This window comes from Pseudomonas sp. AE27 (genome assembly GCF_037113495.1).
GTDB classification, from domain to species: domain Bacteria; phylum Pseudomonadota; class Gammaproteobacteria; order Pseudomonadales; family Pseudomonadaceae; genus Aquipseudomonas; species Aquipseudomonas palmensis.
In genome coordinates, this window is sequence record NZ_CP146966.1 from 1391436 (window position 1) to 1412884 (window position 21449).

Genomic DNA, 21449 nt, shown 5'->3' on the forward strand with positions numbered 1-21449 from the left:
AATTGCGACACGCAGTCTAGGCGCGAGAATCCGGATGATCTATGATCGAAAAACTCGATTTTTTGACCAGAACACCTGAATCATGCCGACGGACCCATCTGCCTTCTCTTCCGATCTCATCAACGAGCTGTTGCGCGGCATGCGCCTGCGCGGTGTCGACTACCGGCGTATCCAGGCGGGCCCGGCCTTCGGCTTGGGCTTCGCTGCCAAACCCGGGCATGCCTGGTTCCACTTCCTGGCGGTCGGCAACGCGGTGCTGCGCATGGAAGACGACACAACCTATGCGCTGTGCGCCGGTAACGCCGTCTTCATCTCCCATGGCGCGGCCCATCAATTGCTCTCGGATACACACGTGCCCGTGCAGCAAATCGACCTTCTGGACGGCGAGCCGCTGGGCGACGCCGTCAGCGCGGTGGACACCGGAACCGATGTCGGTGCCATGCCGACCACGCTTTTGTTCAGTGGCTGCATGGAGTTCGAATTGGGCAGCCTGCATGGCCTTGGCAAGCTGATGCCGGGCCTGATGCTGATTGATGCCGGCGGCCAGCGTTACCCCGGGCTGGTGCCGATTCTCACCACCATGGAGCGCGAGGTCAGCGCCGCACGCATCGGCTTCGCCGGCATCCTCGCGCGGTTGGCCGACGTGGTCGCCGCCATGGTCGTTCGAGGTTGGGTCGAGTGCGCCTGCGGTAACGCCTCTGGCCTGGTTGCCGCCCTGCGCGATCCGCGCCTGGCTGGTGCACTGCTGGCGCTGCATCAACAGCCGGGCCGCGACTGGACCGTCGAGCAGTTGGCGGAGCAATGCAATACGTCCCGCTCGGTCTTTGCGGAGCGTTTTCAATTGACGATTGGCATGACCCCGCTGCGCTACGTCACCGAAGTGCGAATGCGGCTTGCCAGCCAGTGGCTGACGCTGGAAAGGTTGCCGATTGAAGAGGTCGCGCAGCGTTTGGGCTATACGTCTCAGGCGGCGTTCAGTCGGGCGTTCAAGCGTGTTACGGGTAACACGCCTGGGTTGAGTCGCAGGTTGAGGCAGTCGGCGGCCATCTGAAGCTGAGTGGGATGAGCGGGTGGGCCATCTTGGGCGGCCTTGGCACTATTTGAGACAAGGCCGAACGCGGTCGCTCGCACCTCTTTGCTTTCGATAGGCCGCGTGTGCGGCCCGAGTGTTGCGTCATCAGTTACTGACCGCTTTGGCCTCCATGCCATCAAGCACCGACTCGATCAATGCGTTGCTCAATTCCAGCGAATGTTGCGAGGCCATCAGCAGGCTTTTGAACTGCTCATCGGCGCGTTCGCAGGCTTGTGCGGTGGTGTCCCTTGCACACTGGATCATGATCGACAGGTAGACCAGCGCATCTTCGAGCTTGATGTCTTCGCGCACGGAAAACAGGGGAGGGTGATCGCCGTGGCAACAGCCGAAGGAGGTGTAGGCGGGTTTGCGCGGGGTGTTGGGGAGTGGGGGATCAGGGACGATTTTTGTCATTGTGCAGCTCCTTGATTGGTGGAGCCGACCAGCATCGTGACCAAACGATGGGGGGCGGCTGTACGCAGGTTGGTCAACCGGGAATCAAGGAACCCGGCGCGCACGAATGCGCCCCACGCACAGCCGCCATAACACGAAACAGCAGACACAAAAAAGCGCCACTGATTCGGATGCGGCGCTTTGTGCGCCTTGATTTATCTCAGGTGACCAAACCTGGACGCTGGATTTACAGCGACTGAGCAAGGTTAACGGGGTTGGGGTGGGGATTCAAGTTTCTGGCTGAGGGAAGGACGAGGCGTTACCGTCTGAGAGCTGATGCATTCATTTTGACGATCTGGCTTGCTTTTGAATTCAAAGGTTTGAGGCGCGCAGAGTGGCCTGCGCTTGAGGCTGACCAATACGTTGCAGTCTGTTGCGGCAGCTAGAGATTCTGGCCGTATGCGGTCTTTGGTGAAAGACCGCTAACAACCCACAGCAGCCATTCACGAAGGGCCGCAATCGGCCAATGCCGCAGCAGTGGGCGCCGCAGCATGAGTGCGAAGACCTTTAATTACTCGACCTTTTTACCTGGCAATGGGGCCGTATGAATTTCGTCAAACATAGCGGTTGCCACTGAAGCAGCATAAACAATGTATTTCACATCACTTTCTTTGCTCTTGACTTCATAAATTTCACAAAGAAGACTTTTGTTGTTCTTGGGCAACACTGCAGGCGACCAGGATGAAGGGCTCTTGAAGTTATACTCAGGGCCTTTGTACATTAAGGATTTTATGCCAACAACGGTGCGCTTGTATTTTTGTCTGTCAGGTCTTTTGGAATTTTCATAGTCGCCTATAAATGATCCTAAAGAACCGGAGACAACATCTATGCACTCCTTGTCTAGCGCGGTCTCATAATCAGCAGCCGCGTAGGTTCCAACGCTGCCATGGTTGGAATAGAATTTTTGACGGGGCGTCAATTTCTCTTCTGGCTGCTTGGGTTTATATTCATCACCCTCGAAATAGTATTCGATGTACCCTCGCGAAATATCCACCCTGTTGTATATTTTTCTCTTTTCTATCACGTCTTCAAAAGTGTACCAGCGATGCTCAATTAGTGTGTGCTCGACGTCTAGCCCGCTCGCCATCACTTTTAAAGAAAGCACGGAGCCGAACAGGATATATGCAATGTTGATACTTTTCATGAGCTCGCCCAGGGCATGGTTTTTTAAAGTTTACTTGATTCTAGCCAGTGCACGATAGAGTTGTAAATTTAACTAATAGCAAAATCAACCTCAGTCAATGCGCCCCCTCACTCACTGGCCGGGATCTTGGCCTGCCTCCAGTGCCGATGCGTCGAGCTGGCCCGGTGCCTTTCCAAACCACCACAGAGCCCCCGCACCCAGCAACGTAGCCGACACAGCCAGCATCAGAATCACCCCTTGCGTGCCCAAAGGGGCAGCCAACAATGCCACCAGCAAGCCGGCCAGGGGCTGCGACAGATTGTTGAGCAAGGTGATCACCCCCACCGTCTTGCCAAAGTCCTGAGGCGCGATGACCCGCTGACGGATACTGCGCATGTAAACGTTGAACATCTTGTCGAAGCCGACGATCAGCAGAAACCCCACCACATAACCGATCAGATCTGGGCTCCAGGCGCTGATGAACGCGCCTGCGACGATCATCGAATAGGCCACGCCCCCCATTACACGTAAAGGCAACACCACCCGGGCGAGAAAAAACAGAATCACGATGGTGGTCACTGCGCCAACTGCCTGCAGCCCTGCGTAGTCATCCTTGCCGGCGCTGTACTCGCCGAGCACCATGGCCGCCGAGGTGGCCAAGGTGACCCCGACGATCAGGTTGACCCCAACCGCTAGCACGATGATCTTTTTCAGCTCCGCCAATGCGCGGATATGCCCGAAGGCGATGCGCAGTGGCTGCAGCCATATATCCTGATGCTGCTCGAACACTCCCAGCGTGATGCGGCTTAGACGTTGCCACACCAGCATGCCGATGTCGGCCAGCAAGAACAGCACGGCCACCCCAAGCACCACCCAATGCCAGGCCCAGACTTCCAGTAACAGCGCTGCCACCAGCGGCCCGAGCACCAGCCCGGTCTGGTCGGCTATCTGCGAGTAGGACAGGGTCTTGGCGTAGCTGTAGTGCTGGAAGATATGCGGCATCAGCACCTCTCTGGCCATGATGCCCTGCGTGGTCAGTACCCCACACAGCGCCGACAGCACCACCAGCCAGGCAATGCCGCCGAAAAGGGCGTAGAACACCACCGCCAGCACGCACAGAAGCGCTCGGTAGATCTGACTGATGTGCAGGATCCTGATGGGGCAGAACTTGTCGCACAGGGCCCCGCACACAGGGAACGCCAGAAAGCGTGGCAGTGATTCAACGAAAAAAGCGAGCCCGGCCCAGGACGCACTGTCGGTGACCTGAAACACCACCAGCGGCACGATGAACAGAAGGATCTGGTCTGCCAGTCGAGAGAAGAACAGTGAGGTGAAAAAAGCCAGGTAGTCCTTACGCACAACAACCTCCTGCCGCTTGGCGGCGTGGCGTGACGGCATGCCGCTACATCAATAGGCAGAGCCCGAGTTGTCGTTGAGGTTATGTCGCTCGTCACCGCGCAAGGGCGGGTTGAAAACGCTCACCAGAATCAGATCCTGTTGCTTGCCCCCGCGCAGGTAATGGCGATCATGCTGGTCGAGCACATACACGTCACCGGGTCGAATCGGATAGACATTACCCTGCATGTCTTCGACTTCGCCTTCCCCTGCGATGCAGTAACACGCCTCCAGATGATTGCGATACTGCAGCAGTGATTCAGTGCCAGCACGGACCAAGGTGTGGCACAGGGTAAAACCCATGGCGTCCCGCTCGGTGAGCAGGCGATGGCTTGTGCCGGCGCCCCATTCGACAAAGTACGGGGTTTTCTCGACGTCGGATTTGTTGCGAACGAACATATAGGCCTCTCTGGCAATGCAGGGATTAAGAAGGGGTCAGGCCGGTTCTGTATTTGTACTGACGGGAAGCAGGATGTTTTTGCCGCAGGCCAGCATCGCGTCGCTCCAGACCAGGTCGCGGTGCGCGGCCATGGCCTGAATATCGCGCCAGTGACGCTGAAGCGGATTGCCAGTCACCAGCGACGAGGCGCCCAGCCGCTCGACCAGGCGCTGCACCACCTGCACGCATTGTCGTGCCAGATAGGCGCGGTCGCGTTTGAGTAGCAACAGTTGCGCTGCGTCCAGGGCGTGGCTACGAACACCGGCGTCATGCAACCGGGAAATCAGCGAGTCATACAGCAGCCTGGCGCTGTAGAGCTGCGCCGAGGAGTGGGACACCTTTTCGGCGTAGCGTGGATCGCTGGACAGAGGCGATCCGGCCAGGGTCGCCAAATATTCGGCATGCGCGCCCTCGGCACAACCCAATAGCGGGCCGATGATGGAGGTAGTGAGGTAGGGTGCTAGCGGAAGCCCGTCGATATAGTCGGCGCCGGGTGCGAGCGGGCGCTGGCCAAATACTTCGTTCAAGGGGAAGGCCTGTTCGTGGGGCACCAGCAACTGGTGGGCCAGCACATCGTGCGAACCGGTTGCCGCCATGCCGTAGCTATCCCAGCTGTCCAGCTTCTGGACCTTGTGCGCAGCGACCAGCAGTAGGACACGCAGGGCCCGCTCGGCATCCGGGTGGTTCGGGCAGGGGGCATTGAGTATCAACCACGTGGCGTTCTCGATGCCCGAGCTGAAGCGCCAGCGCCCGCTAACCCGAACGCCCTCGGCCTCGAATGACAACTGGCTGTCTGCGCTGTTGGAAGCTGAGGCGAACAGCTGTCGAGGGCCTTCGGCGTATAGCCGGGCTTGGCAGGATGGAGGCAGGCGCCGAGCGATGCAGCTGTGGCCGCCCACCAGGGCCAGCATCCAGCCCGTGGAGGCACAGCCCATGGCTGCGATGCGCGCGCTCTCCACCAGTGTTGGCCAGTGCCCGCTGCTGGTGGCCGGGGCGCGGGGTGACAGCAGGTCCAGCCAACCGCCAGCAAACAGCTCGGTGAACGTAGCGCTGTTCAAGCGGCGGTTTTTTTCTGCCACGCTCGCTCGTTCCCGCCAGCCTGGCAGGTGTTGTCGGGCTCGTTGACAGAGTGCGGGCAGGGCCGCCTGGTGAGGCATCTGTTCAGCGAAATCAAACATTACCCGAGCCCCCATCATCGCTCGGCGAGGACGAAATGGCGCCCAGGCGCGTGCTTTCAAAGCTGAAGTCTGCGGGTTGCACCACCGGGCCCAGCAGACTGAGGAAGTGTTCGATTTTCTCCGGGTCGTCAGAGGCGACGAATTCGCAGAAGTTACTGCTGCTCCAGAGGAGGTGAACGTGATTGAAATGGGTCGAGAGGGTGCTGACTAACTCTTCCAGGGTGACCTGGCCGTTTTGCATCTGATGGAGCATCTGTTGGCGTTTCCAGCGAATTTCTTCTTCGCTGAAGTAGCGAGCTTTGAACACCTCGTCCTTGATGCGCTCCCGACGCAGGTATTCCATAGGGTCGGGGTGGTTGAGCTTCTCAAGAAAAAATGCCAACCCCCCAGGTTTGAGAAATTGCTTGATATGGCTGATTTGCCGATTGCGGTCGCGGCTATAAAACTGGAACGCGGCCATTTCATAAATGAACTCAAAACCCAGGTTGAAGCTCTCGTATTCGGGGCTTTGCAAGAGGGGCGGGCACACCTTGAAGAAAGACTGCGGATAGAACCGCGACAATGCCGGGTCTGCGTGCCTGTCGAAGGTGATCTGGTTCGCCCGATTGGGAGATGAGGTGAAGCTGCGGATCAGGCCTTGCGAATGGCCGGCCAGAGCACGGCCGTTGCTGCCATCAAAGGCATCTACTTCGAACAGGCTGAAGGTCTGGCCGGCTTCTGTGGTGCGGGCCTGGGCCAGGCGGGTCAGGGCTACGCCAACCCTGGACAGCTCTTCGAGAATGTATGGAACACTGGCGAGGAAATGAGAGAAGAGTGGCCCCGCACCCTCTATCAAGCGGTCATGGTAGTCAAGGACTCGTGGGTCTTCGATCTTCGACTTCAGATGGCTGTGCAGGGATTGCAAGGGCACTTGGCTGGCGCCTGTTGCCAGGCTATGGAAGTGGCCGGCCAATTTGAGCATGGCGCTTTGTTGCAGGTCCTGGTCCAGAATGGCGTCGTCCAGTAGAGGCTGGGTACAAGTGGTCATTTTGTCATTCCTGCCATCAGATCAGTCCTTGGGTGGTGAACTTGCCTGAGTCGGTTCTCGGCAAAGCTTCGAGGAATACGAAGTGGGTGGGCACCATGTGCCAGTCCAGCCGGGCTTTGCAGTGATCGAGCAGAGCTTGTTCGCTGGTCTGGTCATGGCCCGCTGCAAGCACGATGCAGGCCCTTGGCACGTGGCCGGCCGATTCGTCGGCGACAGGCACAACCAGCACCTCGGCCACCGCTGGGTGCGCGGCCAGGCACTGCTCGATTTCCAGCGGGTTGACCATCCAGATGTTGCGTGCGAACACATCGTCCTTGCGGGCCACGTAGTAGAGGTAACCCTGAGCGTCCTGCTTGAACAGATCGCCAGTGCGGAACATCCGAGAATGACCGAAGGCATCGTGTATGAAGGCCTTGGCATTGGCCTCGGGCATGTTCCAGTACTCGAGCATCAGGTAGTCGCTGGTTACCAGCAGCTCACCGATTTGGCCGGGCTGGTCGATGGCTCGACCCTGTTCGTCCACAAGGCAAATGCTGATGCCAGGCAGGGGTTTGCCCACTGAAGTTGGGCGCTCGTCGATTTGCTCGGGGGGCAGGTAGCTGACGCGCTTGCACTCTGTGAGCCCGTAGCTGGAAAAGAGCTTCACCCTGGGCAGTACATTGCGTACCAGCTGAATTTGGCGGACGTGCAAGGCCTGTCCGCTGCTGGAAATGTAGCGCAGGCTGGGGACCCGAACCTGCCATTCAGGGCCAGCATTGGCTAGCAGGGAAAATACCGGGGGGAAGACATGCATCGCCGTGACTGCCTCGCGCTCGACAACCGCGAGCACATCGTTGGCGGTGCTGGCGGGGCGGCTTTCTATGACGCTGGTGGCGCCGGCGAACAGCGGCATCATCACGTTGTAGACGCCATAGTCGGAACCCAGCGTCGAATAGCTGAGGATGCGGTCGTCGGGTTTGATCTGCAGGTACTCGGTGACCCGGCTGCAGGCCGCTAGCATGATCCGATGATTGACCAGCACCCCTTTGGGATTGAAGCTCGAACCCGAGGTATAGAAGATCGAGGTGGGTTGCTCGGAGTCTATGACTAGCGGCATAGCGGCCGGGGCATTCTGATCCCTGTACGAGGCGATGGCATCAGCCAGTTGGATCACCTTTGGCGCAGCCGCGAATACCGGACCGGTGAGCAAAATCAGCTCCAGTCCGACTTCCTCAATCAGCTCCGGCAGACCCTCGGTACAGTCGGTAATCAGCACACGCGTGCCTGAATGCTTGAGCTGATGAACCAGCTTCTCGCGACTTAGTGTGTGATGAGTTGCAGCGGTGATTGCCCCGACTTGCAGGATGGCCAGATAAGCAGCGATCAGCTCGACGGAAATGGCTGAGTACAGACCCACACGGTCGCCTGTTGCAATGCCCACCGTCTGCAGCAAGGAGGCGACGTCATCTGCATGCTGTTGCAGCACTTGATAAGGCGTTGTGATGCCATCCAACACAATGGCCGACTTGGTAGGGTATTTAGTAGCATTATCTGCAATGACGTGATGGAGAAGCTGCATGGCTGAACATCCTTTCAGACTCAACGTTGGCAGTTACTTCGGTTTGTTATGCAGCAAGGCTTTCATCAGCCTTGGCTCTTCCGGATGACGAGGCAGTTCTATATTTATTATGGGGTGGTGGTTATTTAAAAGTGCCGGGCGGCTACGTGATGAAAAATATACTTCCATCTGGCGGGCAGGCCTGTCAAGTCGCGGTGCGACTGGGCAGAAGTTATTTTGTCACTGCCCGGTGACGTACTTAAGTTTTGAGTGTTAATGGTGTTTTTGGTCGAGAGGTGTTGATTGCTGCAGTGGTAGGAAGTTTCCTATGAATGATAGTTTGTTTGATTCAGATGTTGTGTTAAGTGGCGTTCAGTAGTTGCGAGATATTTTGATTGAAGTGAAAGGTGACATTATCTAAAGCGGATGGACCGCGACAGTTAAGTCATCACAGATTGAGGATATCGCCCCAGAAAACCCACGCGCAATGGTTGAAGGGCAGGGACGGTTTGATCGAACGGCAGGACGTGCGTGGCGCACTGCGTACAGACAACAACACGGCGCATCCCTGCGCCACTTCACATCAGAAACTGTACTTGGCCGTGAGCATCATGTTGCGCGGTGTGCCGTAGGTGTCGCCGCCGTAGCTGGTCGAGTTGGAGATGGACGAGTAGTACTTGCGGTCGAACACGTTGTTGGCGTTCAGCTGCAGGTCCAGGTTGCGGGTCAGCCGGTAGCCGGCCATCAGGTCGGTGACGGCGTAGCCACCCTGTTCCAGGCGATAGCTGCCACCGTTGGCCAACGCCACGTCGTTGTACAGGCGGCTCTGCCACGACACGTTGCCGCCCACGCGCAGTTTCTCCAGCGGGCCCTGGAAGCGGTAGGTGGTGGTCAGCTTGAACAGGTGCTCGGGCGTGTCGGTGTCAAAGCGCTGGTTGACGTTCTGCGGGTTGGCGGCGTCCTTGAGGGTATGCACGCGGGCATAGGTGTAGCCACCGCCCACCTGCCAGTTCTCGGTCAGCGCACCCTGCAGCTCGAAGTCGATGCCCTGGCTGCGGATCTCACCCGAGGCCTCGTAGCATTCGGTCTGCGGGCAGTTCGGCACGAACACCTGCACCGCGCGGTTTTCCTGGTCGATGCGAAACAGCGCCAGGCTGGCGTTGAGCGCACCCTCGAAGTACTCGCCCTTGATGCCTACCTCGTAGTTCTTGCCCACGATCGGCTTGACCGGGGTGCCGGAGGTGCCCTTGCTGCTCTGCGGGGTGAAGATGTCGCTGTAGCTGACGTAGACCGAGTGATGCTCGTCCAGGTCGTAGATCAGCCCGGCATAGCGGGTGACGTTGCGGGTGACCTTGTAGTCGCCGTCGCCATCGCGGTTGTCGTAGTCATACCAGTCCAGGCGCCCGCCCAGGATCAGCTTGAGCGGGTCGGCCAGGCTCAGGCGGGTGGTCAGGTACACGCCATCCTGGGTGGTCACTTCGCGGCTGTTGCCGGTGTGAGTGAAGTTCGGCTTGCCGGCATCGATCGGCCAGTTGGTGTCGTAGGGGGCATAGTTGTGGGTGGTCATGTCGTAGATGCGCTTGCTGGCACCCACCACCAGTTCATGGGTGCGCCCCAGCGCCTCGAAGGGCCCGCTGACAAAGGCATCCACGCCGGCCTGGTTTTCATCGTGGGCCGACTGGTACACGGTACGTGCCAGCGTGTTGTTGACCCAGCGCGACTGGTACGAGCCGGAGAACAGCGCGTTCTGCTCGGAATAGTTGGCGTTGACCTGCAGCTTCCAGTCGTTGGCCAGGCGCTGGCGTACCTCGGCAAAGACGGTGTTGATCTCCTGGTCCTTGTTCTCCCAGGGGGTACCCGGGTTGTACGAGCGCGGCAGGTTCAGGTGATGGCCGTCCAGGCCGATCATCGAGGCGCCCCAGAAGTAGTTGGTCTTGTCCTTCTGGTTGGAGAAGCCGAGGGTCAGGGTGGTGTCGTCGCTCAGGTCCGCCTCGGTGATGGCGTAGAACAGGCCGTGGGTTTCGTCCACGCCATCGACGAAGCTGTTGCTGTCGCGGTAGGACGTCACCACCCGACCGCGCAGGGTGCCGCTGTCGTTGAGCGGGCTGGAGGCATCGACCTCGCCGCGGTAGTCGTCCCAGCTGCCGACCGCACCGGTGAGGGTGACCTTCTGTTCGGCCAGCGGGCGCTTGCGCACCAGGTTGATGGCAGCCGAAGGGTTGCCCGCACCGGTCACCAGCCCGGTGGCGCCGCGCACCACCTCCACCCGGTCGAACATCGCCAGGTTCGGCTGGGCGCCCACGGTCCAGCCCTGGTAGCCACTGGGGATGCCGTCGTACATCAGGTTGTCGATATCGAAACCGCGCGCCGAATACGTCTGCCGACCAGGGCCGCTGGAGAAGTCGAGGAACAGCCCCGGGGTGGCCTTTACCACGTCGTTGATGCTGGTCATGGCCTGGTCGTCCATGCGCTGGCGGGTAATCACGGTAACGGCCTGGGGCGTTTCGCGCAGGGTCAGCGGCAGCTTGGTCGCGGTCGACATGGCGCCGGTGGTGTATGACTGGGTGCCTTCGGTGGTACTGCCCAGTTGAGTGTTGACGATTTCGGTGGCGCCCAGCTCCAGGGTCGCAGCCTTGGCTGGCTGCGGTGTCGCAGAGCTGTCATCGGCCAGGGCGGGGGTCAGGGTGGCCATGCAGATGGCCATGGCCAACAGATTGCGGGGCAGGCCGGAGCAATGCGGCGGGGTAGGGCGCGACATGAAGGGTTTCCAATGGCAGCGATAAAGATAATGTATATGAGAATCGTTACCAAATGCTGTGTCAAGGTGTGTCTCAATAAATAGCGGCGTTCTGGCCGATGCGGCTTCCTCTGTTAGCTTTCTGACCATCACCTTTTGTCACCACACCCCCAGGCATTCGTGCAAGGAAGCAGCCAGTACGAAGAACAGGCCAACCAGCCCTTCGAAAAGGGCTTCCCGACCGAAGCGACGGCGCGCTGTCTCATCGACGAGCTGGTGTTCCAGCGCGACGTACAGTCGTATCTGTGGGCGTGAGTGGGCCTGGGGCAACGTTACATAGGGCTCTTCTTCTGAAGAGCCCTAGGTCGATTTCAAATACCGATATAACGTCTGGCGACTGATATCGAAATCACGCGCCAGCCGGGATTTACTTTCTCCCGCGCGGGCGCGCTCAATTAAACTTACAACCTGATTGTCGGACAGTTTCTTCTTTCGACCTCGGTAGGAACCCCGATTTCTTGCAGTTGCAATACCGGCGGCCTGTTTTTCGCGCAGTGCCGCGCGCTCGAACTCTGCAAGCAACTCCATGGCCGCGACGATGGGGCCCGCAACTTCACGGCCGTCATCTCGGAATGTCAGGTTTTCATCCACAAACTTGAGCGTGACCTGTTTTTCGATCAAGCGGCGAATGAAGTTGCACAACTGCTCGGTATTGGCCGAAAGCGAGGCCATGCTGTCCACGATCACGGTATCCCCGCACTGCAGGTAACGCAGCAGCTTTTCAAAGCCTGCGCGGTGGGTGGCCGTGTCTGCAGGGGCATCGTAAAACACCGCGTCGAAGGCATCGGGGCTGGCTGGGCTGGGTACGCTGGCATCGGGTTTCGGTGAGGCGAGCCGGCAATATCTGATGCGATGCAATCTCATGGTGCCTCCTTGGCAATACTTGTACGGCGTCGTTTTATAACTGTACAACCTGTAACTAAATTAAAAATCCTTACAGGTAACTGTCACGCTGAACCCACCCAAAATACACAGTTGCAAAGACTTTTACTTGCCTTATCATTTTGAAGCTTGAAAGGATCTTAACAAGCTTCACGCAAACAGTCGATTTGCGTTCATATAATGCGCGCATGCATTCACCTACCCGTTGTATAGCCCGAACAATTGACGCGGCCGGTTTGTCCTGGCGGGGGATTGTCCGACACAAACAGAGGATGAGGTATGAAAGTCTTGGAGGCAGCAATGGAACTTGAACGCCCCACTACCGATCAGCAAAAGATTGATCATGTTACCCGGCGTATTACCGAACATGGTAATTACCTGCGCCAGCGCTATCCGATCCTGCAACATCAGAATGCGCTGGGCGCAGGTGTCATGGCGGTGTCGCTGATCGGCATGGTGGTGAGTGGGGGGCTCTACCTGCAGGGGTCCATTCCTGCCTGGGGCTGCATTCTGATCAACGCGCTGCTGACCTCGTTCATTCATGAAATAGAACACGATCTGATTCATCGTCTTTATTTCAGAAAACAGCCGCTGGCGCACAATGCCATGATGTTTTTATGCTGGTTGGCTCGGCCGGGAATGCCCAGCCCCTGGTTAAGGCGAAGTTTGCACTTTCATCACCATAAAGAGTCAGGCACCGAGACGGATGTGGAAGCCTGGATCACCACCAGTGGCAGCCCCTGGGGTGTATTGCGGTTGTTGAAACTGGTGGACGGGTTCATCTTCGGTTTTCTCAATGCGGTATTTGCCCCAGGCTGGCGGGAGAAAGTCCGCTTGCTGGTCAAGATCGTCCGGCTCAATACACCCTTCGGGCTGTTGTACTGGGGTTGCTGGTATGTGTTTCTCGGCTACCACCTGTATGCCTGGCTTGGCGCGGTCAGCGGGCACGAGGTGCACAGTTCCGCGACCACCCTGGCGGTAATGGATGTGGTCAACAGTGTGGTCGTGATTCTGGTCGCGCCCAACCTGATCCGGCAGTTCTGCCTGTTTTTCATCAGTTCGAACATGCACTATTACGGTGATGTGGCACCGCGCAATGCGCTGCAGCAAACTCAGGTCATGAACGCCTGGTGGCTATGGCCGTTCCAATTGTTCTGCTTCAACTTCGGCAGCACCCACAGTATTCACCACTTCGTTGTCAGGGACCCGTTCTACCTGCGCCAGATGACCGCGCCTTATGCGCATCAAGTCATGGCCGAGGCCGGTGTTCGGTTCAATGACTTCGGCACCTATAAACGCGCGAACCGTTATTCCCTGGCACACACGCACACGCGCTCGCGTGGATGAACGTTCCATCAACCTGTGTGTTTGAGGGGGCGCCCCAGGGGGCGCAGTCGGTAGTCAGGTTCACGAGCCAACAGTAATGCGTTCGGGTCTGTCAGGCGCCGAGACAATCATTGTCGCCTGGCAGGTCTGCTACGCAGCAACGTCGCTCGGTTACAGGGCAACATTTCAACGACGAGGAAGACGAGGCATGAAAGCGCAAGGGATATGTGCCCAGCCCTTCGAGGCGGTCCGGCAGGCCTTCGAAGCGATGTTCGATGATCCGCAGGAGCGGGGTGCCGGGCTCTGTGTGCAGGTGGACGGGGAGCGGGTCGTCGACCTGTGGGCCGGTGTGGCGGACCAGGAGGGCGGCAGGCCCTGGACGCACGACACGCTGGCCAACACCTTCTGTGTTGTAAAACCCTATGTGGCAGTGGCCATCCTGATGCTGGTCGAGGCGGGCCGGCTGGAACTGGATGCGCCGGTGGCCCGCTACTGGCCCGAGTTCGCCCGCAACGGCAAGGCCAGGGTCAGTGTGCGTCAGGTGATGAACCACACCGCCGGCCTGCCGGCGCTGCGGGGCCCCGACCATAACCCGATGATGTATGACTGGGAGCACATGGTGCGGGTGCTGGAAGACGAGCCGCTGTGGTGGGAACCGGGCACCGACCTGGGCTACGGCACCACCACCTTTGGCTGGATTCTGGGCGAGCTGATTCGTCGGGTGGACGGGCGCGACCCCTGCGCCTTCATCCATGAACAGATGCTGGACCCCCACGGCCTGGACGTGCACCTTGGGGTGGACGAGACGCAGTTTCACCGTATCGCTCGCTTCGACAGTGCCACCGGGCGCGTTGGCGACCCCTACTCGCAAGCGCTGCGCACGGTGGTGAAGACCGAGCCCTCGCATATCGCCACATTCGCCTTCACCAACCCCGGCATGGTGCCCCGGCGCACCAGTGACCCGCGCTGGTGGGCCTATCGGCAACCGGGGGTGTGTGGCCATGCCACCGCTCACGGCCTGGCCGGTTTCTACAGTGCGCTGCTGGCGGGCCACTTCATCGGCCCTGAACTGCTCGACGAATTCACCCGAGAGCACAGTCATGGCATGGATCGGGTATGGATGCGGCCAATGCGCTACGGGCTGGGCTGCATGCTGGAGCAGCAGGTCGACCCGGCGGCTTCCCACGCCATGGGCCCGGACACCTTCGGCCATATCGGGCTTGGCGGCCCGATCAGCTTTGCCGACCCCGAGCGGCGCGTGAGTTTCGGTTTCGTCACCACGACCTCGGGCGGCCACAGCATGATCGATCCGCGCCCCGGCCGGCTGTCAGCCCTTGTCTATGCGGCGCTTTGAGCGCGGCGCCAGCGTGCAGCGGCAGTTGCGTGCGGGTGGCGTCGCTCACCTCGAGCCAGCAGGGATGTCCCGTGGCTGATCCACATCCCTGAGGACGCCCGCATCCTCCACCGGCACCTGGACGCAGGCGTCGTGCGCGCCGCGCACGATGTCCTTGCCGCCCTGATCGCCCTGCAGGCATGCGAGGGCCGGCCAGAACTGTCGACCGAAGATCACCGGATGCCCACGCACCCCGTGATGCAGCGGCAGCACGATCTGCCGGGCGTTGCACAGGGCCTTCAACTGCTTGAGCGTCTGCCCCTGCACCCAGGGCATATCGCCCAGCAACACCGCCACGGCCGGGGCCGGTGACTGTTCCAGCGCACGCACCCCGGCTGCCAGGCTGCTGCCCATGCCCTGGTCGGCCTGCTCGGCCCACAGGACTCGTACCCGCCCGTCAATTGCCAGGGTCGCGGGATCGTCCCCGGGCCTGAGCACCACCCGGACGTCGTCGAACGCCTCCAGTGCCCGTGCCAGCGTGGCTGCCAGCAGCGTTTGCCCCGACGCCAGCCGTGCCAGGCGCTTGTCGCTGCCAAAGCGCCTGGCACGGCCTGCAGCCAGCACCAGGGCGATGCAGTCACCCTGGGTGCGCACAACACGATGCCTGAGTCAGTGGCGGGTGCTCCACCTGATGCTGGGTCGGCCCCGCGCCGACAGCGCCGGGAAGGGGCACGCCGTTCTTCACCGCCAGCACCTCGGCCATCACGCTCACCGCAATCTCCCCTGGGGTCTTGCTGGCGATGTAGAGCCCGATGGGCCCATGCAGGCGCCGCAGCGATTCCTGGGTCTGGCCAAAATGCCCGATCAAGCGCTGGCGGCGGTTCTCGCTGTTGCGCCGCGAGCCAATCGCCCCGATGTACATCGCCGGCCCGCGCAGCGCTTCGATCAGCGCCAGGTCATCCAGCCTGGGGTCATGGCTCAGGGCAATCACGCAGGTGCGAACATCCACCGCAAACGCGCGCACCACGTCGTCCGGCATGCCCATCAGCTTCTCTACCCCGGCGACCGTCCACACGTCCATGTGCTCGGGCCGCGGATCACACACCGACACCTTGAACCCGTTGAACAGCGCCATCACCGCCACGTACTCGGCCAGCACACCGGCGCCGATCAGCAGCATCCGGTAAGCCGGCCCCAGCGGGTTGCTCATGCGCTGCCCATCGAAGCTGAACGGTGCATGGGGCTGGTCGGCCTGCACCGTCACCTCACCCGAGGCCAGGTCAAGCTCGCGGCGCATCAGTACTCCCTCATCAAGCAGCGCCAGCAATCGGCCCAGCGCCTGCGCGCAGGGTGCGAACTCCAGCACCAGTTCCAGGGTGCCGCCACATGGCAGGCCGAACCGGTGCGCCTCGTCCGCACTCACGCCGTAGCGCACCACCTGTGGCGCGCCGCCGGGTATCCCCGGCCCGCCATGGAGGCTGCTGTACCGGTCAATCAGGTCGTCCTCGATGCACCCGCCCGACACACTGCCCACCGCGCGCCCGTCCTGCCTGAGCACCATCATCGAGCCCACCGGTCGCGGCGACGAGCCCCAGGTGCGCACCACGGTGGCCAGCAGGCAGCGCTCGCCGCCGGCAAGCCACTCTCGGGCAGTTCGCAGCACCAGCAGGTCAATGCTTTCCATGGGGTGTCCTCGACAGGCGTTGCAATGGCATGGGGGCTTCCTGGTGGTGATGCTCAACGCATCTGCAAGATGATCGGGTTGCTGCTGGCCGGCCCGGTGTGCTCGCGCAGCTTGCCCACCGCCTTGGCCTCTAACGCGCCACCGTGATTGCCCCAGGTGCTGCGCACAAAACTCAGCACCTCGGCAATTTCCCGGTCCGACAGCTGTTCGCGAAATGCCGGCATGCGGTAGGCGTCCGGCACGCCCGCGGCGACGATGCGCTGCGAGCCGTTCAGGGTGATGTTGATGGCCGATGCGTCCTCCCTGGCCAGCGCCGAGGTGGCGCCGGCCAGGGGTGGCATCCACTCGGCCTGGCCGCGCCCGTCCAGGCCATGGCAGGTCGCGCAGCGGCTCACGTAGGTATGCGCGCCGGGTGCCGAGGATGCGGCCGACAGCTCGCTCGCCTGGTACTGCCATGCCGGCCCGTCGCGGCTGGGGTCGCCGGGCAGCGACTTGAGGTAGTGCGCGATCGCGCCCAGGTCTTCGTCGCTCATGAACTGCGTGGAGTTGTTGAACGCCTCGGTCATCGAGCCGTACACCACCGCGTGCCGGTTGCGCCCGTGCTTGAGGAAGCTGACGATATCCGCCTCGTTCCAGCGCCCGAGCCCGGTGTTGGGGTCGTTGCGCAGGCTCGGCGCATACCAGCCATCCAGCAGCCCGCCGGCCAGGTACGTCTTGCTGGCCTCGCTCAGGCCCTTCTCGTTGAAGGCCAGGCCGCGCGGCGTATGGCAACTGCCGCAGTGGCCCGGCCCCTGCACGATGTAGGCGCCGCGGTTCCACTGCGCATCCTGGTCCGGCTTGGCCGGGTAGGGCGCGGGGTCGGTGAACAGGCCGTTCCACAGCGCAATCGGCCAGCGCAGGTTCAGTGGCCAGGGGATTTCGCTGGGCTTGTTGGCCTGCGCCGCCGGGCTCACCCCGTGCATGAAGAAGGCATACAGCGCGCGGATATCGTCGTCACTGAGCTTGGCGTACGAGGGGTAGGGCATGGCCGGGTACAGCCGGCGACCGTCCGGGGTCACCCCATGGCGTACGGCGCGGTCGAAGTCGGCCAGGCTGTAGGCGCCGATGCCGGTGGCGCGGTCGGCGGTGATGTTGGTGGCGTAGATCGCGCCCAGCGGGGTGGCCATCTTCAGCCCGCCGGTAAACGGCGCCGCCTCTGGCAGGCTGTGGCAGGCCACGCAGTCGCCCAGCCGCGCCACGTACTCGCCGCGTTGCACCAGGGCCGGGTCTGGCGGTGCGGCACTGGCCTGAGCGGCGAAGGGCGACGCTGGTGTGCGGGTCACGTACCAGGCCAGCACGGCTGCGATGACGAGGCACAGCAGCGCGAAACAGCCCAGCGTTGTTGCGAGTCGACTCTTGGTCATGTGCGCGATGTCCCTGATCGAGGCCTAGCTGAAGGTGTAGCGCGACAGCGGCATGCTGCGGATGCGCTGGCCGGTCAGGTGCGCCACCGCATTGGCCACCGCCGGGGCCACCGCCGGCAATGGCGGCTCGCCGATACCGCCCATCTTCGCGCCGCTCTCGACGATGCGTACATGCACCCGCGCCATGCGCTGCGCCGACAGGATCGGGTACAGGTCATAGTTGCGTGCGCGCGGCTGGCCGTTCACGTACACCGCTTCCTCCACCAGTGCCTGCGACAGCCCCAGCGACACCGCGCCATTGACCTGCGCCTCGATGATCGCCGGGTTGACGATGCTGCCGGGGTCGATGGCCTCCCAGATATCGTGCACCTTCACCTGGCCCTGCTCGATGGACACCTCGGCGATCACCGCCGCCTCCGAGCCGAACGGCGAGGCCATGGCCACACCCCGAGCGCGCCGCGAGCCGTCCTCGGCGGTGAACGGGCCACGCTTCCAGCCACCGGACAGATCGCCCACCGCCTGCAGCAGGTTGGTCAGGCGCTGGTTGTCGCGCAGCAGGTGCAGGCGCAGTTCGAACGGGTCCTGCTTGCCCTTGTCGGCCAGCTCATCGAGGAACGCCTCATAGAAGAAGTCATTCAGCGAGTTGCCCACCGAACGCCAGTAACCGAGCATCGCCGGGCCTTTCACATAGACCTGGGCGATACGTTTGCTGGGGATGGCGTAGGCCTTGCCCGACAGCCCTTCGAGTGCCGTGGGGTCGATTTTCTCGCCCTGCTTGCCGGCGATGGCTTCGGTGGGGCCTTCGGTGGCGCTGACTGCCTCGATGGCCACCGGCAGGCCCTGGGCGTCGAGTGCGGCGCGGAACCTGACCACGGCCATGGGGCGCAGCGCGTCACGCAGAAACTCCTCTTCGCGGCTCCAGATCAGCTTGACCGGGCGCCCGACCGCCTTGGCCAGCAGGATCGCCTGCGGGTAGGGGTTGGCGCTGTCGTACAGGAAGTGGCGGCCGAAAAAGCCGCCCAGCAGCGGCGAGTGCAGGGTGATCTGTGACGGGTCCAGGCCGGTGCGCTTGGCCATGTCGGCGCGGAACATGTCGGGCGCCTGGTTGGGCAGCCACACCTCCAGCGTGCCGTCGGGGTTGAAGCGCGCCAGGGCCGAAGGCGGCTCCAGCTGCGCATGGTTGAGGAACTGGTTGTGGTAGGTGGCCTCCACCTGGGTGGCGGCGTCGGCAAAGGCTTTGCCGAAGTCGCCTTCATTCTCTTCGTCGCGGGCCGGGCCGGTGGCCGCGGCCAACTGGTCGCGAAAGGCGTCACTGGAAAAGTCCGCAGGCATCTGGCGCACCTTCGAGTCGGCCGATGCCTCCAGCCACTGCACCTGCACGGCCTCCACCGCGCGCTTGGCGTGCCACCAGCGTTCGGCCACCACGGCCACCGCACCGGGCAGCCGATGCACCGAATGCACGCCCTTCATGGCTTTCACCTGCGCCTCGTTGCGCAGCTCGCCCACGCGCATGCCCAGGCGCGGTGCATGCTGCACCGCGGCATGCAGCATGCCGTCGACCTTCACGTCGATGCTGTACACGGCCTTGCCGGTGGACTTGTCATAGGCGTCCACCCGTTGCACCGGCTTGCCGATCCAGCGGAACTGGCTGGGGTCGCGCAGCGTCACGCTGGCAGGGTCTGGCACGGGCAGGTCCATGGCCTGGGCTGCCAGTTCGCCATAGCCCAGCGTGCGCCCCGACGCGGCGTGTATCACCCGGCCGGGCTCGGTGCTCAGGTCGCCCACCGGCACGCCCAGGCGCTCGGCAGCGGCCTGCAGCAGCATGGCGCGGGCCAGGGCGCCGAGGCGGCGCATGGTCGGGTAGCTGGTGCGCACCGACATGCTGCCGCCGGTGATACGCATGCCGTTGTCCATCACCACGTACTGCTCGCCGGGCGGTGCGCTGTCGATCAAAAAGGTGGCGGGGTCGGCATCGAGCTCTTCGCCCACGATCTGCGCCATAGCCGTGAAGATGCCCTGGCCGCCCTCCATGAACGGGCTGAGCAGGCGGATGCGGCCGTCCGGGCGGATCTCCAGGAAGGCCGGCACCTGGGTGCCGGGCGCCGCTGCGTTGCCCGTGGCGGCCTGCACACGGCTCAGGCCCAGGGGCAGGCCGAAGCCCAGCACCAGTGCGCCCACTGCCGTGCCGGCGCTTGCCAGCAGAAAGCTGCGGCGTGAGATATTGACCGGCTCGCCCACAGGGAAGGGCTGGGCCACGCCGGTAACGCGCAGGCTGTCGTTCATCAGGCGTTCTCCTGCGCGGCGGCCACGTCGTGCACGGCGGCATGGATGGCGTTGTAGGTGCCGCAACGGCACAGGTTGACCATCGCGGCAGCAATCTGGGCATCGCTCGGGTGCGGGGTGTGCTTGAGCAGGGCGGTGGCCGCCATCACCTGGCCCGACTGGCAGTAACCGCACTGGGCCACCTGGTGCTTGACCCAGGCGCTGACCACGCGCTTGCCCACGGCGTCGGCCTCCACGGCTTCGATGGTGGTGATTTCGCGCCCCACCACGCCTGCCACCGGGGTCACGCAGGCACGCACCACGGCGCCGTCCACCAGCACCGAGCAGGCGCCGCACTGGGCCAGGCCGCAGCCGTACTTGGTACCGGTCAGGCCCAGGTCATCGCGGATCACCCACAGCAGGGGCGTGTCCGCGTCAGCATCGACCTCGTAGGTCGTCTGGTTGATTCGCAGTAGCATGGCTCACCCGTCATCAGTCGGTCAGGTCTTGATTTCTTATGGGCGTGGCCGTGCGCAAGGCGCAGGCCACCCATAGACGCTAGCACACGGGGCGGCGGGGGCCGTTGAAGGGGCGGGTCAGGTGACGATCAGCAGGGGCTGGCCAGGTCCAGCTTGGCCACGATGGCGCCGGTGAAGAAGTCCACCACCTCGCCACGATGGCTCAGCACGTGGTCGCCAAACCAGTCAGCGGCCAGTCGCGCCTTGGGCATGATGGTGGTCTCGGTATGGCCGGTGGCGGTTGCGATGATGAGATCGCCGGCGAGCGTGGAGCTGTCGGTGGGCGAGGTCGGCAGGCACAGGTGGCTGCCGGATTCGTTGAACAGGATCCGGCCCGAGCCGACATGGCCATACGCACTGACGTCCTTGGTCCATACCGTTGCGCCCTCGCGGTCGCAGCACAACAGCCGGTTGTTTTCCCCGGTCACGAACAGGTACTGCCCGTCGCGGGAAAAGCGCAGGCTGCGCACCTTTGCCTCCAGCGGCACGCTGACCCTGCCGACTTCGCCGCTGGCGCAATCGACCGTCAGCACGCCATTGCGGGCACGCTCGTCGGGGGCCCAGAGCCTGCCCTGCAGCGGGTCGATGCTGCCGAACCTGGCGTCCACGTCACGCTCCACAGGGTCGCTGTGTTCCCCGCTGTCCAGGTCGATGATCACCGGGCGTTTCTTGCCATTGGCCACGCTGACCAGCGCGTAGCGGGCGCTGGGGTCGAAGCGTGCCCAGTACGACAGCAGGTTCTGGGTTGCATGCAGCGGCGCGCCGTCGTGCACAAGGTTCAGCCGCGAGCGGCTGGCCCCGCGCACCACCAGCCACTTGACCCCGCTCAGCGCGATGCGGCGTTGGTCGCGCGCGATGTCCCACACGCTGTCGTCGGGCTGGGCGAAAGCCGGCCGGCTCAGGGTGCCGGTGTCGGGATGGTACTGCACGAGGCAGGGCGGGCGAACGGTGTCGTCCTTGTCGAAGAACACCAGGCGGCGCGGTACATCGATGTACATTGGAACTCCCAGGGCCAGCGTG

The 21449-nt window shown here is 62.2% G+C and carries 19 protein-coding genes; 4 read left to right on the forward strand and 15 right to left on the reverse strand.

All coding sequences use genetic code 11. The features are described from left to right. Positions 1 to 82 precede the first annotated feature (82 nt). Complete coding sequence (locus V9K84_RS06495; RefSeq protein WP_088515413.1) at positions 83 to 1051, forward strand: AraC family transcriptional regulator; 969 nt, start codon at positions 83 to 85, stop codon at positions 1049 to 1051. 126 nt (positions 1052 to 1177) lie between these two features. Here the strand turns inward: V9K84_RS06495 and V9K84_RS06500 are convergent, their stop codons facing one another. From V9K84_RS06500 to V9K84_RS06535, 8 genes are all read right to left on the reverse strand, one after another. After that, entirely contained in the window at positions 1178 to 1486 is a 309-nt protein-coding gene (locus tag V9K84_RS06500; RefSeq protein WP_078480193.1) for a DUF3077 domain-containing protein, read from the reverse strand. 550 nt (positions 1487 to 2036) lie between these two features. Next, positions 2037 to 2669, reverse strand: coding sequence for a hypothetical protein (locus tag V9K84_RS06505; protein ID WP_088515412.1), 633 nt, complete (start codon positions 2667 to 2669; stop codon positions 2037 to 2039). 111 nt (positions 2670 to 2780) lie between these two features. Continuing rightward, on the reverse strand, positions 2781 to 4007 hold the full coding sequence (locus V9K84_RS06510) for an MFS transporter (protein ID WP_338794323.1): 1227 nt from the start codon (positions 4005 to 4007) through the stop codon (positions 2781 to 2783). A 48-nt stretch (positions 4008 to 4055) separates the two neighbouring features. After that, entirely contained in the window at positions 4056 to 4442 is a 387-nt protein-coding gene (locus tag V9K84_RS06515) for an ectoine synthase (RefSeq protein ID WP_043862984.1), read from the reverse strand. Between the two features lie 36 nt (positions 4443 to 4478). Beyond that, on the reverse strand, positions 4479 to 5660 hold the full coding sequence (locus V9K84_RS06520; protein ID WP_088515410.1) for an acyl-CoA dehydrogenase family protein: 1182 nt from the start codon (positions 5658 to 5660) through the stop codon (positions 4479 to 4481). Further along, positions 5653 to 6687, reverse strand: a complete 1035-nt coding sequence (locus V9K84_RS06525; protein ID WP_088515409.1) for a hypothetical protein — start codon at positions 6685 to 6687, stop codon at positions 5653 to 5655. Before V9K84_RS06525 ends, V9K84_RS06520 begins: the two co-directional genes overlap by 8 nt. 16 nt (positions 6688 to 6703) lie before the next feature. Then, positions 6704 to 8245 carry a class I adenylate-forming enzyme family protein gene (locus V9K84_RS06530; RefSeq protein WP_088515408.1) on the reverse strand — a complete coding sequence of 514 codons (1542 nt, stop codon included), beginning with the start codon at positions 8243 to 8245 and terminating at the stop codon, positions 6704 to 6706. A 562-nt stretch (positions 8246 to 8807) separates the two neighbouring features. Beyond that, on the reverse strand, positions 8808 to 10982 hold the full coding sequence (locus V9K84_RS06535) for a TonB-dependent siderophore receptor (RefSeq protein ID WP_088515407.1): 2175 nt from the start codon (positions 10980 to 10982) through the stop codon (positions 8808 to 8810). A 159-nt stretch (positions 10983 to 11141) separates the two neighbouring features. Between V9K84_RS06535 and V9K84_RS06540 the strand changes: the two genes are divergently transcribed. Then, positions 11142 to 11276 (forward strand): hypothetical protein, encoded by a 135-nt coding sequence (locus V9K84_RS06540; RefSeq protein ID WP_256582880.1) that lies wholly within the window; start codon positions 11142 to 11144, stop codon positions 11274 to 11276. Between the two features lie 45 nt (positions 11277 to 11321). Here the strand turns inward: V9K84_RS06540 and V9K84_RS06545 are convergent, their stop codons facing one another. Further along, positions 11322 to 11885, reverse strand: a complete 564-nt coding sequence (locus V9K84_RS06545; RefSeq protein ID WP_043862978.1) for a recombinase family protein — start codon at positions 11883 to 11885, stop codon at positions 11322 to 11324. Between the two features lie 297 nt (positions 11886 to 12182). Between V9K84_RS06545 and V9K84_RS06550 the strand changes: the two genes are divergently transcribed. After that, on the forward strand, positions 12183 to 13250 hold the full coding sequence (locus V9K84_RS06550; protein ID WP_043862977.1) for a fatty acid desaturase: 1068 nt from the start codon (positions 12183 to 12185) through the stop codon (positions 13248 to 13250). Positions 13251 to 13437: 187 nt separating this feature from the next. Further along, positions 13438 to 14583 carry a serine hydrolase domain-containing protein gene (locus V9K84_RS06555; RefSeq protein ID WP_088515406.1) on the forward strand — a complete coding sequence of 382 codons (1146 nt, stop codon included), beginning with the start codon at positions 13438 to 13440 and terminating at the stop codon, positions 14581 to 14583. Positions 14584 to 14628: 45 nt separating this feature from the next. On the opposite strand, the gene V9K84_RS06560 is transcribed toward V9K84_RS06555, so the two are convergent. From V9K84_RS06560 to V9K84_RS06585, 6 genes are all read right to left on the reverse strand, one after another. Next, positions 14629 to 15216 carry a nucleotidyltransferase family protein gene (locus V9K84_RS06560; protein WP_058541118.1) on the reverse strand — a complete coding sequence of 196 codons (588 nt, stop codon included), beginning with the start codon at positions 15214 to 15216 and terminating at the stop codon, positions 14629 to 14631. Further along, entirely contained in the window at positions 15200 to 16246 is a 1047-nt protein-coding gene (locus V9K84_RS06565) for an XdhC family protein (protein ID WP_088515405.1), read from the reverse strand. The genes V9K84_RS06560 and V9K84_RS06565 overlap by 17 nt, the downstream gene beginning before the upstream one ends. Before the next feature lie 53 nt (positions 16247 to 16299). Further along, a complete protein-coding gene (locus V9K84_RS06570; protein WP_088515404.1) occupies positions 16300 to 17649 on the reverse strand; it encodes a cytochrome c in 1350 nt (449 codons plus the stop codon). 24 nt (positions 17650 to 17673) lie between these two features. Then, positions 17674 to 19932: a xanthine dehydrogenase family protein molybdopterin-binding subunit gene (locus V9K84_RS06575; RefSeq protein WP_088515403.1), complete on the reverse strand. Its 2259-nt coding sequence runs from the start codon at positions 19930 to 19932 to the stop codon at positions 17674 to 17676. Further along, complete coding sequence (locus tag V9K84_RS06580; RefSeq protein WP_088515402.1) at positions 19932 to 20390, reverse strand: (2Fe-2S)-binding protein; 459 nt, start codon at positions 20388 to 20390, stop codon at positions 19932 to 19934. The genes V9K84_RS06575 and V9K84_RS06580 overlap by 1 nt, the downstream gene beginning before the upstream one ends. A 128-nt stretch (positions 20391 to 20518) precedes the next feature. Further along, entirely contained in the window at positions 20519 to 21427 is a 909-nt protein-coding gene (locus tag V9K84_RS06585) for a hypothetical protein (protein WP_088515401.1), read from the reverse strand. Positions 21428 to 21449: the final 22 nt, after the last annotated feature.

Coding starts and splice junctions, on each gene's coding strand:
- V9K84_RS06495 (WP_088515413.1), top strand. CDS start 83: ATGCCGACGGACCCATCTGCCTTCTCTTCCGATCTCATCAACGAGCTG.
- V9K84_RS06500 (WP_078480193.1), bottom strand. CDS start 1,486: ATGACAAAAATCGTCCCTGATCCCCCACTCCCCAACACCCCGCGCAAA.
- V9K84_RS06505 (WP_088515412.1), bottom strand. CDS start 2,669: ATGAAAAGTATCAACATTGCATATATCCTGTTCGGCTCCGTGCTTTCT.
- V9K84_RS06515 (WP_043862984.1), bottom strand. CDS start 4,442: ATGTTCGTTCGCAACAAATCCGACGTCGAGAAAACCCCGTACTTTGTC.
- V9K84_RS06520 (WP_088515410.1), bottom strand. CDS start 5,660: ATGTTTGATTTCGCTGAACAGATGCCTCACCAGGCGGCCCTGCCCGCA.
- V9K84_RS06525 (WP_088515409.1), bottom strand. CDS start 6,687: ATGACCACTTGTACCCAGCCTCTACTGGACGACGCCATTCTGGACCAG.
- V9K84_RS06530 (WP_088515408.1), bottom strand. CDS start 8,245: ATGCAGCTTCTCCATCACGTCATTGCAGATAATGCTACTAAATACCCT.
- V9K84_RS06535 (WP_088515407.1), bottom strand. CDS start 10,982: ATGTCGCGCCCTACCCCGCCGCATTGCTCCGGCCTGCCCCGCAATCTG.
- V9K84_RS06545 (WP_043862978.1), bottom strand. CDS start 11,885: ATGAGATTGCATCGCATCAGATATTGCCGGCTCGCCTCACCGAAACCC.
- V9K84_RS06550 (WP_043862977.1), top strand. CDS start 12,183: ATGAAAGTCTTGGAGGCAGCAATGGAACTTGAACGCCCCACTACCGAT.
- V9K84_RS06555 (WP_088515406.1), top strand. CDS start 13,438: ATGAAAGCGCAAGGGATATGTGCCCAGCCCTTCGAGGCGGTCCGGCAG.
- V9K84_RS06565 (WP_088515405.1), bottom strand. CDS start 16,246: ATGGAAAGCATTGACCTGCTGGTGCTGCGAACTGCCCGAGAGTGGCTT.
- V9K84_RS06570 (WP_088515404.1), bottom strand. CDS start 17,649: ATGACCAAGAGTCGACTCGCAACAACGCTGGGCTGTTTCGCGCTGCTG.
- V9K84_RS06575 (WP_088515403.1), bottom strand. CDS start 19,932: ATGAACGACAGCCTGCGCGTTACCGGCGTGGCCCAGCCCTTCCCTGTG.
- V9K84_RS06580 (WP_088515402.1), bottom strand. CDS start 20,390: ATGCTACTGCGAATCAACCAGACGACCTACGAGGTCGATGCTGACGCG.
- V9K84_RS06585 (WP_088515401.1), bottom strand. CDS start 21,427: ATGTACATCGATGTACCGCGCCGCCTGGTGTTCTTCGACAAGGACGAC.